This is a genomic window from Niallia sp. NCCP-28 (assembly GCF_023168165.1).
Taxonomy (GTDB): Bacteria; Bacillota; Bacilli; order Bacillales; family Cytobacillaceae; genus Niallia.
Genome location: NZ_BQYJ01000022.1, coordinates 1 through 16,025 on the forward strand (window position 1 = coordinate 1; position 16,025 = coordinate 16,025).

The following is a 16,025-nucleotide window of genomic DNA, read 5'->3' on the forward strand; positions in this document are numbered from 1 at the left end:
AGAGTATCTAATTTGATTAGGTACTCTTTTTTTTGCCTGGAAAAAGTTTTCATATGTAATGCTATTTTTATACAAGATAAAATAGCATTACATATTTTTTTCTAAAAAACGATAAATTAGATATGGACCTTTTTGTATTGATATAGATAAAAAACTTTCTATAAATGGGAAATCTTGATTAGGTGTTGTTTTTAATAGCTCACTCCACCACTCTATTTCATAACGAGCTATCATACTTAAATTATATAATATTAGATAATGACTTAGTATTTCTGGAAAAAAAGCTGATCCTTCCTTCATTATTGAAATATAATAATTTTTAGTGCAAATATTATACTTGAGTGGCTCCATAGAATATGGTAATTCATTGTAATTAATTGTAATAATATGGCGATTAGCATTTATATCCATAATAAGAGCCTGATTTTTTTGTTCTAAATAATGTTTAAATCCATTTAAATTCATAAAATAAGTATCTAATATTTGGATAGGAATAGAAATTGTAGTATTATTTATTGTTACAGGTAAATATAAATCATTTCCATTCATAATTTTGAAGAGATTAGTTAATTCAGGAATTTGCCTAAATAACTCCTCCATTTTCACTTTTTCACCTTCTAATGATTTTGTGCTAAACATTTTTTCAGCCATATAGGTAAATAAACCATTTTTTTGTATTTTTACTTCATCCTGAAAAAAAAGGTATTGTTGTTTTTTCCTTTTCCTTGTAGAAACTCCGTGTGCAAGTACAGAGGTAGTGCTGGGATAACTAGGGTCTATTGTTAACAAACATGCTTTCAGCAAATGTACATAGCCATAAAAGACTAATAAGGGCTGAATGGATAGCGGTGAAATGGATGCTTGTTGATAGTATAATTTTCCTTGTTCTAAAAAATAAATAAATGGATAGCAATTTTGATAGCTCTTTTTTTCTACGTCTTGCATATTCAGTCGTTTATAGCATTTTTTTAAAAAGTTTTGCACGTATTCAGCAGAGAAAAAACAGTTAAATGACTCTAAATCTTTATAAGTTTGAAACATATTATTTACCACCTTTAATTTTTTGAAAAATTAAACTTATTGAACTAACCTTGACAGTATTTTGTCCAATTGATAACCTACTAATAATATTTTTTAACTATATGGAGGCGTTAAAATGTGGGAAAGTAAATTTGTTAAAGAAGGATTAACATTTGATGATGTATTATTAATACCTGCTAAATCAGAAGTACTTCCAAGAGATGTAAGTTTAAAAGTGCAATTAGCATCAAATCTTAACTTGAATATTCCACTAATCAGTGCTGGGATGGATACTGTAACAGAAGCTGATATGGCAATTTCTATCGCCCGCCAAGGTGGGCTAGGAATTATTCATAAAAATATGTCTATTGAACAACAGGCTGAGCAAGTTGATAAAGTTAAACGTTCAGAGAGTGGTGTTATCACAGATCCATTTTTCCTAACGCCAGATCATCAAGTATTTGATGCTGAACATTTGATGGGTAAATACAGAATTTCTGGTGTACCAATTGTAAATAATAATGATGATCAAAAATTGGTAGGCATTCTAACAAATCGCGACCTTCGTTTTATTGAAGACTTTTCCATTAGAATTTCGGATGTTATGACAAAAGAAAATTTAGTAACGGCTCCAGTAGGAACAACACTTGAAGAAGCAGAAAAAATCTTGCAAAAGTATAAAATTGAAAAATTGCCTTTAATTAATAGTGAGGGAGTACTAAAAGGGCTAATTACAATTAAAGATATTGAGAAAGTAATTGAATTTCCAAACTCTGCAAAGGATGCCCATGGAAGATTATTGGTTGGTGCTGCAGTTGGCGTGACAGGAGATGCGCTGAAACGTGTGGAAATGCTAGTGAAATCAAATGTAGATGTAGTTGTTTTAGATACAGCTCATGGACACTCTCAAGGTGTATTAGAAGGCGTTAAAGAGATACGCAATGCTTTTCCTGAATTGACTATTATTGCAGGAAATGTAGCAACTGCTGAAGGTACTCGTGCTTTAATTGAGGCAGGAGCTGATATCGTAAAGGTTGGAATTGGACCAGGCTCTATTTGTACTACTAGGGTAGTGGCTGGTGTAGGTGTACCTCAAATAACGGCAATATATGATTGTGCGACAGAAGCTAGAAAACTTGGAAAAGCTATTATAGCAGATGGCGGAATTAAATATTCTGGTGATATTGTAAAAGCATTGGCAGCTGGAGGGCATGCTGTAATGTTAGGAAGCCTGCTTGCCGGTGTTTCTGAAAGCCCAGGGGAAACAGAAATATTCCAAGGCCGTAGATTTAAAGTCTATAGAGGAATGGGATCTGTTGCAGCAATGGAAAAGGGCTCAAAAGACCGCTACTTCCAAGAAGATAATAAGAAGTTTGTTCCAGAAGGTATTGAAGGCCGTCTTCCATATAAAGGACCTTTATCTGATACAGTATATCAATTAATTGGCGGGATTCGCTCTGGAATGGGATATTGCGGAACAAAAGATTTGACAGAATTAAGAGAGAATGCACAATTTGTAAGAATGACTGGTGCAGGATTAAGAGAGAGTCACCCACATGATGTACAAATTACAAAAGAAGCTCCGAACTACTCTATTTCTTAAGAATATTTTTACGTTTTCATTACATTTTGATGCCTAATTTTACAATAGATAGTGAGTGAATCACTGTCTATTTTTTTTGATTTTTTTATGTTAAACTGTACAGGGGAAATACTTAACAGAGAAATTAAATAAAATATAAATAGATAATTATAATAGTTTTGGAGGTAATATAATTGAATTATTTAAAGAAGTGGACGCTGTATGGCGCTATGATGGCGCTTATGTTTACTTGCCTATTTACAGGTATATCTGAGCAGGCAAGTGCAGCTGAAAAGGATGAATTGGGTCTTGAATCTAAAGCAGCGATCTTAGTAGATTCAGAATCGGGTGAAGTATTATACGAAAAAAATGCTGATGAATTATTAGGCGTTGCTTCCATGTCAAAAATGATGACTGAATATATTTTGCTTGAATCCATTAAAGAAGGAAAAATTACATGGGACCAAAAAGTAAAAATCAATAATTATGTACATCGGTTATCTGGAGCTCCTGAGCTTTCTAACGTAGGTTTAACAGAAGGAGAAGAGTATACAGTAAAAGAATTGTATCAGGCAATGGCTATCCATTCTGGGAATGCTGCGACTGTTGCATTGGCTGAGCTAATCGCTGGAACCGAAAAAAATTATATTAATGTAATGAATAAGAAGGCAAAAGAATTAGGATTAGAGGATTATGAGTTTGTAAATTCTTCTGGATTAAATAATGCTGATTTATTAGGAAGTTATCCTGCTGGAAATGCTACAAGCGAAAATAAGATGTCTGCAAGAGCTGTTGCAAAGCTTGCTTATCATTTAGTAAAAGATTATCCAGAAATATTGGAAACCTCTAGCATGCCTAGTTTGAAATTTCGTGACGGCAGAGAATATAAAAACTTTAACTGGCTTATTCCATCATTAGTATTCGGATACGAGGGAGTAGATGGGCTAAAAACAGGGTCTACTGATTATGCTGGTTATAATGTAACATCAACAGCAAAAAAAGGTGATCAGCGTGTTATCTCTGTCATAATGAAAGGAAAAACAAAAAATTCACGTTTTTCAGAGACCGTAAAAATGCTTGATTATGCATTTGGAAATTTTGCTGAAGAAGAAGTTTTGTCTGCCAACTATACTATAAAAAATAATAAAACATTAAAAGTAATAAAAGGAAAAGAAGATTCAGTAAAGATTAGTACAGATAAAGCTATCAATTTAATTGTCAAAAATGGAGAAAAAGAAAATTATCAAACTAAATTAGCTTTAGATGAAAAAAAATTAAACAGTCATGGTGAACTTACTGCACCTGTAAAAAAGGGTGAAAAAGTAGGAACTTTAACGCTGCAAACAAAAGATGGAAAAGAGATAGAATTTTTGACAGCAGAGGGGAAGAAGACAGTAACTGTTGATGTTATCGCAACTGAAAATGTAGAAAAGGCAAATTGGTTTGTGCTGGCAATGCGCGGAATCGGAGGATTTTTCTCAGATGTATGGAACAGTGCTTCTACTGCTATAAAAGGATGGTTTTAAAATAAAGAAGGTTTCCTGGTCTTGACAGGAACCTTTTTTTATTGTTTATTTTCATTAGGGAAATAATATTTTTGTCGTAAAAAATTCCTTAATGTTTCGAAAATTACTAAATCTACAGCACTGTAGGATAATATTGGGAGGCAAATACATTGAAAACAGGTACTGATAGAGTAAAACGTGGAATGGCTGAAATGCAAAAGGGCGGCGTTATTATGGACGTTGTAAATGCAGAGCAAGCTAGAATAGCAGAAGAAGCAGGGGCCGTGGCTGTTATGGCTCTTGAAAGAGTGCCATCTGATATTCGTGCAGCTGGTGGAGTTGCTAGAATGGCAGATCCAACTATTGTGGAAGAAGTAATGAATGCAGTATCTATACCAGTTATGGCTAAAGCGCGTATTGGTCATATTGTAGAAGCAAAGGTTTTAGAAGCCATGGGCGTTGATTATATTGATGAAAGTGAAGTTTTAACACCAGCGGATGAAGAGTATCATTTAAATAAAAATGATTATACTGTTCCATTTGTATGTGGATGCCGTGATTTAGGAGAAGCAGCAAGACGTATTGGAGAAGGGGCTTCTATGCTTCGTACAAAAGGTGAGCCTGGAACGGGCAATATTGTAGAAGCAGTGCGTCATATCCGCAAAGTAAATGCACAAGTTCGCAAAGTGGCTTATATGAATGAAGATGAGCTAATGACAGAAGCAAAACTTTTAGGCGCTCCATATGAATTATTATTAGAAATTAAAAAATTAGGACGTCTACCTGTAGTTAACTTCGCAGCTGGTGGTGTTGCTACACCTGCTGACGCTGCGCTGATGATGCAATTAGGTGCTGATGGGGTGTTTGTTGGTTCTGGTATCTTTAAATCAGAAAACCCTGCTAAATTTGCTCGTGCAATTGTAGAAGCAACTACACACTATCAAGACTACAAATTGATTGCAGAGATATCTAAAGACTTAGGGACTGCTATGAAGGGAATTGAAATAGCAAGTCTTGCTCCAGAGTCTCGTATGCAAGAGCGTGGATGGTAATATGATGTCTAGCGTAACAATCGGTGTTCTTGGACTGCAAGGTGCAGTAAGAGAACATGTAAATGCAATTGAAGCAAATGGGGCAAAGGCCGTAGTAGTGAAACATAAGGAACAATTAGAAGAAATAGATGGTCTGATTCTTCCTGGCGGTGAAAGTACAACAATGCGCCGTTTAATTGATAAATACGATTTTATGGATAGCCTAAAGAAATTTTCTCAATCTGGTAAACCAATGTTTGGCACATGTGCTGGATTAATATTATTAGCAAATTCTATTGAAGGTTATGACGAACCACATATCGGTGTAATGGATGTACATGTAGCAAGAAATTCTTTTGGAAGACAGAAGGACAGTTTTGAGGCTAATTTGGATATCGCTGGCGTGGCTGATGATTTTACAGCAGTATTCATTCGTGCACCGCATATTATTTCAGCAGGAAAAAATGTTGAAATCTTGGCAAGTCATGAAAATAGAATCGTTGCTGCAAGAGAAGGGCAATTTTTAGGATGTTCCTTTCATCCTGAATTAACTGATGATCATCGTATAACAGGCTATTTTGTTAATATGGCAAAAGAAGCGAAAAACTAAGGATATTTTGATTGAAGTTTGTAAATAATTATAGTACGATGAAAAAAATCACTTAAATATGAACTACGTTGATAGGAAATAGTAGCAGCATCATTATCCTTTAGAGAGCTGGTGGTTGGTGAAAACCAGTGGATAAGATCTGTGAATCCATCCTTGAGTAAAAGCATGGAACGCTTTTTAAAGTAAGTAATTGCTTTCGGCTAAAAACCGTTATTTTCTTTAAAGTGGAAAGTGGTATGCTTTCAACTAGGGTGGCAACGCGGGTTAACTCTCGTCCCTTTTTGGGATGAGAGTTTTTTGCGTTTAAAATTTGAAATACCAAGGCGTTTTTTAATTAAGGTGATAATTAATTTAAAACGAAAAAAAGAGGAGGATACAAATAATATGTTAGATATAAAGTTTGTTCGAGCTAATTTTGAGTTTGTAAAACAGCAATTGCAGCATAGAGGCGAAGATTTATCGGAATTGGATAATTTTGAAGAATTAGATACAAGGAGAAGAGAGTTAATTGTTGAGGCCGAAAATTTAAAAAGCCGAAGAAATGAAGTTTCTCAACAAGTGGCCGTTTTAAAAAGAGAAAAAAAAGATGCGGATTCCCTAATTGCTGAAATGAGAGAAGTAGGAGATAAAATTAAAGAACTAGATGATGAATTGCGAGTAGTAGAAGAAAGACTACAGACAATTATGCTAAGTATTCCAAATCTTCCTCATGAGAGTGTGCCAGTAGGTGATACGGAAGATGATAATGTTGAAATTAGAAAATGGGGAGAAATTAGAGAGTTTCCTTTTGAACCAAAACCACATTGGGATATTGCAACAAATCTAGATTTGCTAGACTTTGAACGAGCAGCAAAAGTTACAGGAAGCCGTTTTGTATTTTACAAAGGATTAGGAGCAAGGCTAGAAAGAGCATTATTCAATTTTATGTTGGATCTTCATACTGAAGAGCATGGCTATAAAGAAATTATTCCTCCATTTTTAGTAAATAGAGCAAGTTTAACAGGAACTGGCCAATTGCCTAAGTTTGAAGAAGATGCATTTTTAATTGAAAAAGAAGACTATTTCTTAATTCCTACTTCTGAGGTGCCAGTTACAAACTTGCATCGTGATGAGATTTTAGATGGAGATCAGCTTCCTGTTAAATATGCAGCGTTTAGTGCAAACTTCCGTTCAGAGGCTGGATCTGCAGGTCGTGATACGCGAGGATTAATAAGACAGCACCAATTTAACAAAGTGGAATTAGTAAAGTTTGTTAAACCAGAAGATTCATATGCAGAGTTAGAATCTTTAACAGCAAATGCAGAAAGAGTTTTACAACTGTTAAAATTGCCGTATCGTGTCTTAAGCATGTGTACAGGCGATTTAGGTTTTACTGCTGCCAAAAAATATGACGTAGAAGTTTGGATCCCTAGCTACAATATGTATCGCGAAATATCTTCTTGCAGTAATTTTGAAGCATTCCAAGCTAGACGCGCCAATATCAGATTCCGAAGAGAGGCAAAAGGAAAACCTGAGCATGTGCATACACTCAATGGATCAGGACTTGCGATAGGCCGGACGGTTGCAGCTATATTGGAAAATTATCAACAGGAAGATGGTAGTGTAGTAATCCCGGATGTTCTTCGGCCATATATGAGAAATAAAGAAATCATTTCAGAAAATTAATTTTTTATTTATAAAAGGAGAAAAATCTTCTCCTTTTATAATAAAGGTATTGATTTTTTTATTATAAAGTGATATATTATTTTTTGTCTGATGGAGGAATACCCAAGTCCGGCTGAAGGGATCGGTCTTGAAAACCGACAGGCGGGTCAAACCGCGCGGGGGTTCGAATCCCCCTTCCTCCTCCATATTATTATATCGCGCATAAATATTGGAGATATAAGGCTTACTACATTGTAGTAAGCCTTTTTGTTATTCTGAAATAAATTTTTTGTTTAAGGGTGATTGAAGCGGAAAGCGTAAGTTGCCTAGAGGAAATCAACAGATATTTTTAAAAGAACCAAAATAAAAAAGAGGAGTATTACCCCCTCTTTTTGAATATAGCTTATTATGATTTTTTTACATAGTTGCTTTGATTTAAAATACGTCCGATTTTTTCAATGATAGGCTCAATCGAGTTGCCATCTGCCATCGCATCATATTCGTTAATATTTAAGCGAAGAACAGGACATGCAGAAAAGGAATCTATCCATTTTTCATATCGTGTATGCATTTCTCTCCAGTAATCAATTGGAGTTTGTTTTTCCATTGATCTTCCGCGTTTTTCAATGCGAAGTAATATATCTTCTAATGAGCCTTCTAAATAAATCAGCAAGTCAGGATGAGGGAAGTATGGAGTCATTACCATTGCTTCAAAAAGACTCGTATATGTTTCATAGTCTATTTCTGACATAGTGCCTTTTTCATAATGCATTTTAGCGAATATGCCTGTATCTTCATAAATAGAACGATCTTGGATAAATCCTCCCCCATATTCAAATATTCTTTTTTGTTCTTTAAAACGTTCAGCTAGAAAGTAAATTTGAAGATGAAAACTCCATCTGCTAAAATCTTGATAAAATTTATCTAAATATGGATTTGTATCCACCTTTTCAAAGGAAGTTCGGAATTCAAGCGCACTGGAAAGAGCATTAGTTAACGTTGATTTTCCTACTCCTACTGTTCCTGCAATTGTAATAACAGCATTGTTAGGAATTTTGTATTTATTTTTCAGATTCATTTGTATATGCTCCTATATTTAAAGTATCTTTTATTTTCGCAATGATAATTTTTAAATCCTCGTTATGTTGGACAAAATCAAGGGTGTCTCCATTAAAAGTCAATACTGGTATATGAGGGTTCTTTTTTTTAAAATCTTCCATTACAGAATCGTAATCAGAAGAAAGTTGTTCTAAATAGAGAGAACTTATATTTTTTTCTATATCTCTATCTCTTTTTTTTATACGTTTAATTATTGTTTCCAAACTGGCATGCAAATAAATAATGATATTTGGTGTAGGAAGATCTTCTTTTAATACATCGTAAATTCTTACATATTTAGAAAGCTCTTTTTCTTGAAGTGATCTTTTTGCGAATATTAAATTTTTCATTATATGATAATCTGCAATAACAGGAATTTTTTTGTTTAAATAGTGAGCATTTATATCATTCAACTGTTTATAGCGATTGCATAAAAAAAACATCTCAGTCTGGAAGCTCCACTCATCAATATTTTCGTAAAATTTTCCCAGAAAAGGATTTTCTTCGACTATTTCTTTAAGTAGATAATATTGAAAGTGTTCAGAGAGCAATTTTGCCAAAGATGTTTTACCAACGCCAATCGGTCCTTCTACAGTAATAAAAGGGATAGTATTCATTGCTTGTCCACCTGTTCTTTATAAAAAATAGTTGTATATAATAATGACACAAATGCCATTTTAACATATGGAACCTTCTTTAGGACATATAGATGATTATTTATTTCATGTATGTTTTTTCCTTTAATGCAAGACATGGACCAATCCTCTTTACAGATTTCTTAAATGAAGGGGATTAGTGAGTGCTGATTAAGTAGGAAAGAGGAAACTAAAGAGTATATTATTCATTGGGAAATAACAAAAACTGCCTATGTTCTTAAGGCAGCTTTGAAAAGAAATAATAACTATAAAAAATTAAAAATCATTATTAAGCCCTTTTGGCGACTTGGAAATTATCAGTGATTAAAAGCCAGTTCTGCGGGAAAGGCAATCCTAGCTTCCAATAGCTCATGCCTCTAAGCCTTAGTTCTTTTATTAAATTAAATTTCGCTTGAATTGATCTTGCGTCTTCAAACCAGACTTCGTGGGATTTTCCATTGCTGTCTGTATAATTAAAATAAGGCGCCTGCGCTTTTTCATCATAAAGAATGGCTACATTATTTTCCCTAGCCAATTGAATGGCAGCTTGGGGACTAAGAGCTTTGGCGATGGTGCCTTCTGAGAAAGGAAGTGTCCAATCATAGCCATATAGATTTTGCCCCATTAGTATTTTCGAAGGAGGCATTTCTGATACAGCATATTCTAATACATTTCGAACTGGTCCAATAGGAGATACAGCCATAGCGGGACCCCCGCTGTATCCCCACTCATATGTCATAATCACCACAAAATCTACAATTTCTCCATGAGCTTTGTAATCATGAGCCTCATACCATCTGCCCTTTTGATCAGCACTTGTTTTTGGAGCGAGAGCAGTAGAAACTAGCCACCCCTCTTGGGAAAAGCGGGCTTTTGCCTTTTTTAAGAAATTGTTATAATTCTCCTTATCTTCAGGCCGCAAATACTCAAAGTCAAAATGAATATCTTTAAATCCATATTTTTTAGCAGTAGCCACAATATTATTTAAAAATTTATCTTGGATTGATAGATCGTTTAAGAGGATTCTTCCTAATTCATCGCTAAATTGATCATTTTCCTGATTTGTGATTACCATCATTAAAACATTATTATTTCTTGCTGCAATGGCGGGAAAGTTATTTAATAGTGGCTCTTTTAATGAACCATCCCTAAGCGCTTGAAAACTAAATGGTGCCAAATAGGTTAAATAAGGGGAAGCTTGCCGTGCACTTGTTTCTAAAATAGGTGCTACTGCCGTTCCTCTTGGTTCTACATATGCATTAAATTCTGCAGTTGATTTTGGTTTTTGTGGTATATATAAGCGCAGTCCAATTGATAACGGTTGATTTATTGATATTCTATTAATGGATGCTAAGTTTTGATAGGGAATATTAAACTTTTGAGAAATAGACCAAAGAGTATCGCCAGCTTGCACCCAATAAAAGCTGCCGATGATAGGGATAACTAACGCCTGACCAATTACAAGCTGATTGGGGTTAGCAAGGTCATTAGCTTCAATCAGATCAGCTACAGTAGTGCTATATGCTTGAGCAATACCTGTCAAAGTCTGATTATTCATTACAACGTGTATTTGCATTATATTCCCTCCTCCCATTAAACATGGCTATAGACATATTTTATGAGAGGAGATGACTGTTCATGATAAATCTTTTTCATAAGTATATAATTTTGCGTTCATCACATTTTTCATCATAGTCATTGCATACTTATTATCTTCATCATCTACTGAAGCAATGCAGTTTTCTGGAACTAGTAAGGAATACTCACGCATATAAGCATCATTTGCGGTAAAAAGTACACAAATATTCCCTGCTATTCCGGTAAGGATAAGTGTGTCTACATTAAGCTGCTGCAAAAGTGTATCTAGTGCTGTGCCATAAAATGCAGAATGCTTTGGTTTTATTAAAAAATAATCAGTCTTTGTTGGTTTTATTTTATCAAGAAGCTGTGAACTTGTTTCATTGTGACAATAGTTAAGAATACTTTCTATATCTGCTTTCCATAAATTATAATGGTCATTGATATAGATGATAGGAATTTTTTTGTCTACACAATTTTGTTTTAAAGAAAGAATGGAATCTAACATTTTATCTGCCTTTTCAGCTAATGTTTTCCCATGTGCAAACTTAAAATCATTAATCATATCAATAACCAGCATAGCGGTATTTTTTGATGTATTCATTAGTACCTCTTTTCTAATATTTTTACATAAATAGATCTTTTACTAGTTTGAGTAATTTTAAAAAAATAATAAGCAAAACATTTTGTGAAGGGTATTATTAAATAAATTAAGAAGGTGTTTTTTATGAATGATAAAGATCATAGTTACTTTATGCGTCTTGCAATCGAGGAAGCAAAAAAAGCAGGAGAATCTTTGGAGGTACCTATTGGAGCTGTAATTGTGCAAAATGGAAAAGTAATTGCAAGTGCTCATAACCTGCGTGAAAGAGATCAAACAGCGATAGCTCATGCAGAGTTGTTGGCGATTGATGCAGCTTGTAAAAAAACGGGAACATGGAGATTAGAAAATGCAACTTTATACGTTACATTAGAACCATGCGCTATGTGTTCAGGAGCAATTATTCTTTCGCGAATTGATAAAGTGGTTTATGGTGCAAGCGATCCAAAAGGAGGTTGCGCAGGGACGTTTATGAACTTGCTGCAAGACGATCGATTTAATCACCAAAGTGAAGTGATAGCAGGGATTATGGAAGATGAATGTGGAAGTTTGCTTACGAACTTTTTTAAAGAATTGAGATTGCGTAAAAAAGAAAATAAAAAAATACAATAATTTACAGTTTATAAATATTGCTTTTTTAATTCTTTATCAGTATAATTATGAGTGTGTCTTATATGACACCTTAAATTATGGTATCAATTTTGTCGTGCTAAGCGGGGAGGTAGCGGTGCCCTGTACTCGCAATCCGCTCTAGCGAGGCTGAATTCCTTTCTGAGGCTAGTATCCTGTAGGGTCTGCCTTAAGCAAGTGGTGTTGACGTCCGGGTCCTGCGCAATGGGAATCCATGAACCATGTCAGGTCCGGAAGGAAGCAGCATTAAGTGGACACCCCCATGTGCCGCAGGGTAACCTGGACCGAGCTAACTACTTAAGTAACGCTTATGGGTGCTAGTCGAAGAAAGGTGCACGGCAGTTATATTGCATATATAAAACTCATTCTGTAAATGGATGAGTTTTTTTGTATATAATCAATAATACTTATCGTAAAATATGTAAAATTAATAGTGGATAAGCTATAATAAGCATTGAAATAAAGCTTAGGGGGCGAATAAATGAATTATCAAGCATTATACCGTGTTTGGAGACCTCAACAATTTATTGATGTGGTAGGTCAGGAACACATAACGAAAACATTGCAAAATGCCCTTCTGCAACAAAAAATTTCTCATGCCTATCTTTTCTCTGGACCAAGAGGAACCGGAAAAACAAGTGCGGCTAAAATATTAGCAAAAGCTGTTAACTGTGAGAGAGCGCCTATTGCTGAACCATGCAATGAATGTGCGGCTTGTAAAGGAATAACAGATGGGAGCATTCCTGATGTAATTGAAATAGATGCAGCATCCAATAATGGAGTAGAGGAAATAAGGGATATTAGAGATAAGGTAAAATATGCTCCAAGCTCTGTTCCATATAAAGTTTATATTATAGATGAAGTTCATATGCTATCTATAGGAGCCTTTAATGCACTGCTTAAAACTTTAGAAGAACCCCCTAAACATGTTATCTTTATATTAGCCACAACGGAACCTCATAAAATTCCATTAACGATTATTTCTAGATGCCAGCGGTTCGATTTTAGAAGGATTACAGCGCAGTCTATCGTAAACAGAATGCGTCTTATTATTCAGGAATCAGGTCTTTCTTGTGAAGAGGCAGCCTTGCAAATGATTGCAAGGGCTGCTGATGGAGGAATGAGGGATGCACTTAGTTTATTGGACCAAGCAATTTCTTATAGTGAAGAAACAGTTACGGTAGAAGATGCTTTGACTGTGACGGGAGCTGTATCACAAGGGTTCCTCAATAAATTGGCTAAAGCAATTTACGAAAAAGATGCTGTTTTGGGTTTACAGTCTTTAGATGATTTGCTGCTTGCTGGTAAAGATCCTAGTCGGTTTATAGAAGACTTTATTTTTTTCTATCGAGATATGCTATTGTATAAAACAGCACCAAATTTAGAAGAATCATTAGAAAGAGTATTGTTGGATGATGAGTTTAAAGAACTGGCGGAAACCTATCATAACGAACAAATTTACGAGATCATAAACTTGTTGAATAAAACCCAACAGGATATGCGTTGGACAAATCATCCCAGAATATTTCTTGAAGTTTCCATAGTGAAGTTAGCACAAATAGAAGCGGAAGTTCCTGTCAGAGGCACAGATTCTTCATCGGCAGAAATTCATAATCTAATGCAAAAAATAAATTTTCTTGAGGGAGAACTTTCTAGTCTAAAACAGAATGGTGTAGCCGTTCGAAATGAAGAAGCTCCATCACAAAAGAAAATTCGTGCAAATCGTAAAGGATTTCAAGCTCCTGCTGGAAGGATAAATGAAATATTAAAGGCTGCTTCTAAGACGGAACTCCAAACCATTAAAAGCAATTGGGCCAATATGCTAACCAAACTAGTGCAGAATCAAATGAGGTCGCAAGCTGCATTATTAAATGAAGCGGAACCTATAGCGGCGTCAGATGATTCCATCATTATTAAATTTAAATATGAAATTCACTGTCAAATGGCAGTAGATAATGTTAAATTTATAGAGACTATTACAAATTCAATGTATCAGTTAGTTGGGAAAAGTTATCGAATAGTTGGGGTTCCTGAAGAGCAGTGGCTGCAAATTAGAGAAGAATTTTTAAATAGCTCCCACCATTTGAATTCATCAGATACAGAAAATGCTACTCAGGCAAAAGCAGAACCAATTGTAGAAGAAGCAATAAAATTATTTGGCGAGGAATTGTTAGAAATCAAAGAGTAAGCATTAATTAACATATATACTCATATGTAATGCAGGGAAATAATAATATCTAACAATTATATATAAATTTAAATTATTGGAGGTAATAATATGCGTGGAATGGGTAATATGCAAAATATGATGAAACAAATGCAAAAAATGCAAAAGAAAATGGCTGAAGCACAAGAAGAGTTAGGAGAAAAGAAGATTGAGGGTACAGCTGGTGGCGGTATGGTAACTGTTATTGTGACAGGCCATAAAGAAATTGTAGAAGTGAAGATTAAGGAAGAAGTTGTGGACCCAGAAGATGTGGAAATGCTCCAAGATCTTGTTCTTGCAGCTACTAATGATGCATTAAAAAAAGCAGATGAACTTACAAATGCAACAATGGGGCAATTCACAAAAGGAATGAATCTTCCTGGAATGTTCTAAGGAGGAAAATAATGCATTATCCTGAACCAATATCAAAACTTATTGACAGCTTTATGAAACTGCCAGGCATCGGCCCTAAAACGGCTGCGAGACTGGCTTTTTTTGTATTAAATATGAAAGAAGATACTGTGCTGGATTTTGCGAAGGCATTAGTTAATGCGAAGCGAAATTTAACTTATTGCTCAGTATGTGGTCATATTACTGATCAAGATCCTTGTTTTATATGTGAAGACAGCAGGAGAGACAGAAAAGTCATTTGTGTTGTGCAAGATCCAAAAGATGTTATCGCAATGGAGAAAATGAAAGAATACAATGGCTTATATCATGTGCTGCACGGGGCCATTTCACCAATGGATGGAATTGGTCCAGAAGATATCAATGTCCCTACATTAATTAAACGATTGCAAGAAGAAGATGTGGAAGAAGTTATTATGGCAACAAACCCTAATATTGAGGGAGAAGCAACTGCTATGTATATCTCAAGACTTTTAAAACCTTCAGGCATTAAAATTACCCGTATTGCTCACGGGCTACCAGTTGGCGGAGATTTGGAATACGCTGATGAGGTGACTTTATCGAAAGCATTAGAGGGTAGAAGAGAAGTTTAAAAAATGGAGGGGGAACAAAAATGCTTTTTCGCCGAAAAGGAAAATTGAGAAAAGAATTCGATGAAAAATTATTGACCCAATTTAGCAGCATGAAAAAAGACTGGTTAAACGATAAATCGCTGTTGGATAAAAGTTTTGACCCTTCGGATGAAGTGATTTGTGCAGCAAGATTGACAGAAGCAAAATATTTTTTTCTTTTTAAAGAAGCAAAAGAAAGAAAAATTACTTTAAGATAAACAAAAATAATATTCTTTTTAAGTTCTATATAATAAGAGGGAAACATAATTATTAGTACAAGTTCTTTCGAGGGAGGGGACATATTTTGAATCCCGTGGTAATCATCTCTATTGTAACAGGGCTAATTATTATTTTGCTTTTTATTGGAACACCGATTAAACCTTTACGGGTAATTGGACAAGGAATAATAAAAATAGTAATAGGAGCTTTATTTTTATTCTTTTTAAATGTATTTGGAAATAGTTACGGGTTGCATGTGCCTATCAATTTTGCAACTTCTAGCATTTCTGGAATTTTAGGAATTCCAGGAGTAGTAGCTTTAGTTGCTATTCAGAAATATATTTTGTAGTTTATCTTAATGGCAGAGAAACCTTCATTTTTTAATCATAGTGATATAGTTGCTAAAGAAGGGGAAAATGAAGGGAATTTAATGCACAAAGTAGGCAGATTTCTATTTGAAAGATAAGTTTTAAAACAACTAATAAATATTAGTTGTTTTTTTTATGAATAATATTGACTTTTTATATCAATGCTGGTAATATTTAAAGGGTCGCAGAGATGATGTGAAAGTAAATAAAAAAAGTTTGACAACATTTTAAGCGTATGTTAATATATAAAAGTTGCTTCTGATAAAGAAGTTAACTTAA

At 34.5% G+C, this 16,025-nt stretch carries 16 protein-coding genes, 1 tRNA gene, 1 other RNA gene and 1 other annotated feature; of the genes, 13 read left to right on the forward strand and 5 right to left on the reverse strand.

Annotation, left to right across the window (positions count from 1 at the left end):
* Positions 1-87 precede the first annotated feature (87 nt).
* Positions 88-1,041 carry a YaaC family protein gene (locus tag NCCP28_RS23150; protein WP_248563534.1) on the reverse strand — a complete coding sequence of 318 codons (954 nt, stop codon included), beginning with the start codon at positions 1,039-1,041 and terminating at the stop codon, positions 88-90.
* 115 nt (positions 1,042-1,156) lie between these two features.
* Between NCCP28_RS23150 and guaB the strand changes: the two genes are divergently transcribed.
* The 6 genes from guaB to NCCP28_RS23180 all read left to right on the forward strand — a co-directional run bounded on the left by guaB (position 1,157) and on the right by NCCP28_RS23180 (position 7,598).
* Positions 1,157-2,623, forward strand: a complete 1,467-nt coding sequence (gene guaB, locus NCCP28_RS23155; protein WP_248563521.1) for an IMP dehydrogenase — start codon at positions 1,157-1,159, stop codon at positions 2,621-2,623.
* Between the two features lie 173 nt (positions 2,624-2,796).
* Positions 2,797-4,128: a D-alanyl-D-alanine carboxypeptidase family protein gene (locus NCCP28_RS23160; RefSeq protein WP_248563522.1), complete on the forward strand. Its 1,332-nt coding sequence runs from the start codon at positions 2,797-2,799 to the stop codon at positions 4,126-4,128.
* 149 nt (positions 4,129-4,277) lie between these two features.
* A complete protein-coding gene (pdxS, locus tag NCCP28_RS23165) occupies positions 4,278-5,159 on the forward strand; it encodes a pyridoxal 5'-phosphate synthase lyase subunit PdxS (protein ID WP_282579604.1) in 882 nt (293 codons plus the stop codon).
* 4 nt (positions 5,160-5,163) lie between these two features.
* The gene (gene pdxT / locus NCCP28_RS23170) at positions 5,164-5,748 is read left to right on the forward strand and encodes a pyridoxal 5'-phosphate synthase glutaminase subunit PdxT (protein WP_248563536.1); all 585 of its coding nucleotides are present in this window, start codon (positions 5,164-5,166) and stop codon (positions 5,746-5,748) included.
* Between the two features lie 59 nt (positions 5,749-5,807).
* Positions 5,808-6,030: a binding site (T-box leader), on the forward strand.
* A gap of 102 nt (positions 6,031-6,132) precedes the next feature.
* Positions 6,133-7,413, forward strand: a complete 1,281-nt coding sequence (serS, locus tag NCCP28_RS23175; RefSeq protein WP_248563523.1) for a serine--tRNA ligase — start codon at positions 6,133-6,135, stop codon at positions 7,411-7,413.
* Positions 7,414-7,505: 92 nt separating this feature from the next.
* Positions 7,506-7,598 (forward strand) — tRNA-Ser (locus NCCP28_RS23180).
* 200 nt (positions 7,599-7,798) lie between these two features.
* Here the strand turns inward: NCCP28_RS23180 and NCCP28_RS23185 are convergent.
* The 4 genes from NCCP28_RS23185 to NCCP28_RS23200 form a co-directional block, all read right to left on the reverse strand.
* The gene (locus NCCP28_RS23185; RefSeq protein ID WP_248563524.1) at positions 7,799-8,470 is read right to left on the reverse strand and encodes a deoxynucleoside kinase; all 672 of its coding nucleotides are present in this window, start codon (positions 8,468-8,470) and stop codon (positions 7,799-7,801) included.
* On the reverse strand, positions 8,454-9,107 hold the full coding sequence (locus tag NCCP28_RS23190; RefSeq protein ID WP_248563525.1) for a deoxynucleoside kinase: 654 nt from the start codon (positions 9,105-9,107) through the stop codon (positions 8,454-8,456). The genes NCCP28_RS23185 and NCCP28_RS23190 overlap by 17 nt, the downstream gene beginning before the upstream one ends.
* Positions 9,108-9,414: 307 nt before the next feature.
* On the reverse strand, positions 9,415-10,701 hold the full coding sequence (locus NCCP28_RS23195) for a glycosyl hydrolase family 18 protein (RefSeq protein ID WP_248563526.1): 1,287 nt from the start codon (positions 10,699-10,701) through the stop codon (positions 9,415-9,417).
* A gap of 60 nt (positions 10,702-10,761) precedes the next feature.
* Positions 10,762-11,307, reverse strand: coding sequence for a cysteine hydrolase family protein (locus tag NCCP28_RS23200; RefSeq protein WP_248563527.1), 546 nt, complete (start codon positions 11,305-11,307; stop codon positions 10,762-10,764).
* 123 nt (positions 11,308-11,430) lie between these two features.
* On the opposite strand from NCCP28_RS23200, the gene tadA reads away from it, so the two are divergent.
* The 7 genes from tadA to NCCP28_RS23235 all read left to right on the forward strand — a co-directional run bounded on the left by tadA (position 11,431) and on the right by NCCP28_RS23235 (position 15,727).
* On the forward strand, positions 11,431-11,916 hold the full coding sequence (tadA, locus tag NCCP28_RS23205; RefSeq protein WP_248563528.1) for a tRNA adenosine(34) deaminase TadA: 486 nt from the start codon (positions 11,431-11,433) through the stop codon (positions 11,914-11,916).
* A gap of 92 nt (positions 11,917-12,008) precedes the next feature.
* Positions 12,009-12,273, forward strand: an RNA gene (gene ffs / locus NCCP28_RS23210) — signal recognition particle sRNA large type.
* A gap of 142 nt (positions 12,274-12,415) precedes the next feature.
* The gene (gene dnaX / locus NCCP28_RS23215; RefSeq protein WP_248563529.1) at positions 12,416-14,122 is read left to right on the forward strand and encodes a DNA polymerase III subunit gamma/tau; all 1,707 of its coding nucleotides are present in this window, start codon (positions 12,416-12,418) and stop codon (positions 14,120-14,122) included.
* A 90-nt stretch (positions 14,123-14,212) separates the two neighbouring features.
* On the forward strand, positions 14,213-14,533 hold the full coding sequence (locus tag NCCP28_RS23220) for a YbaB/EbfC family nucleoid-associated protein (RefSeq protein ID WP_248563530.1): 321 nt from the start codon (positions 14,213-14,215) through the stop codon (positions 14,531-14,533).
* Between the two features lie 11 nt (positions 14,534-14,544).
* Positions 14,545-15,141 carry a recombination mediator RecR gene (gene recR, locus NCCP28_RS23225; protein ID WP_248563531.1) on the forward strand — a complete coding sequence of 199 codons (597 nt, stop codon included), beginning with the start codon at positions 14,545-14,547 and terminating at the stop codon, positions 15,139-15,141.
* A gap of 20 nt (positions 15,142-15,161) precedes the next feature.
* Positions 15,162-15,377, forward strand: a complete 216-nt coding sequence (locus NCCP28_RS23230; protein ID WP_248563532.1) for a YaaL family protein — start codon at positions 15,162-15,164, stop codon at positions 15,375-15,377.
* Positions 15,378-15,463: 86 nt separating this feature from the next.
* Positions 15,464-15,727: a pro-sigmaK processing inhibitor BofA family protein gene (locus NCCP28_RS23235; RefSeq protein WP_248563533.1), complete on the forward strand. Its 264-nt coding sequence runs from the start codon at positions 15,464-15,466 to the stop codon at positions 15,725-15,727.
* The last annotated feature ends 298 nt before the right edge of the window (positions 15,728-16,025 follow it).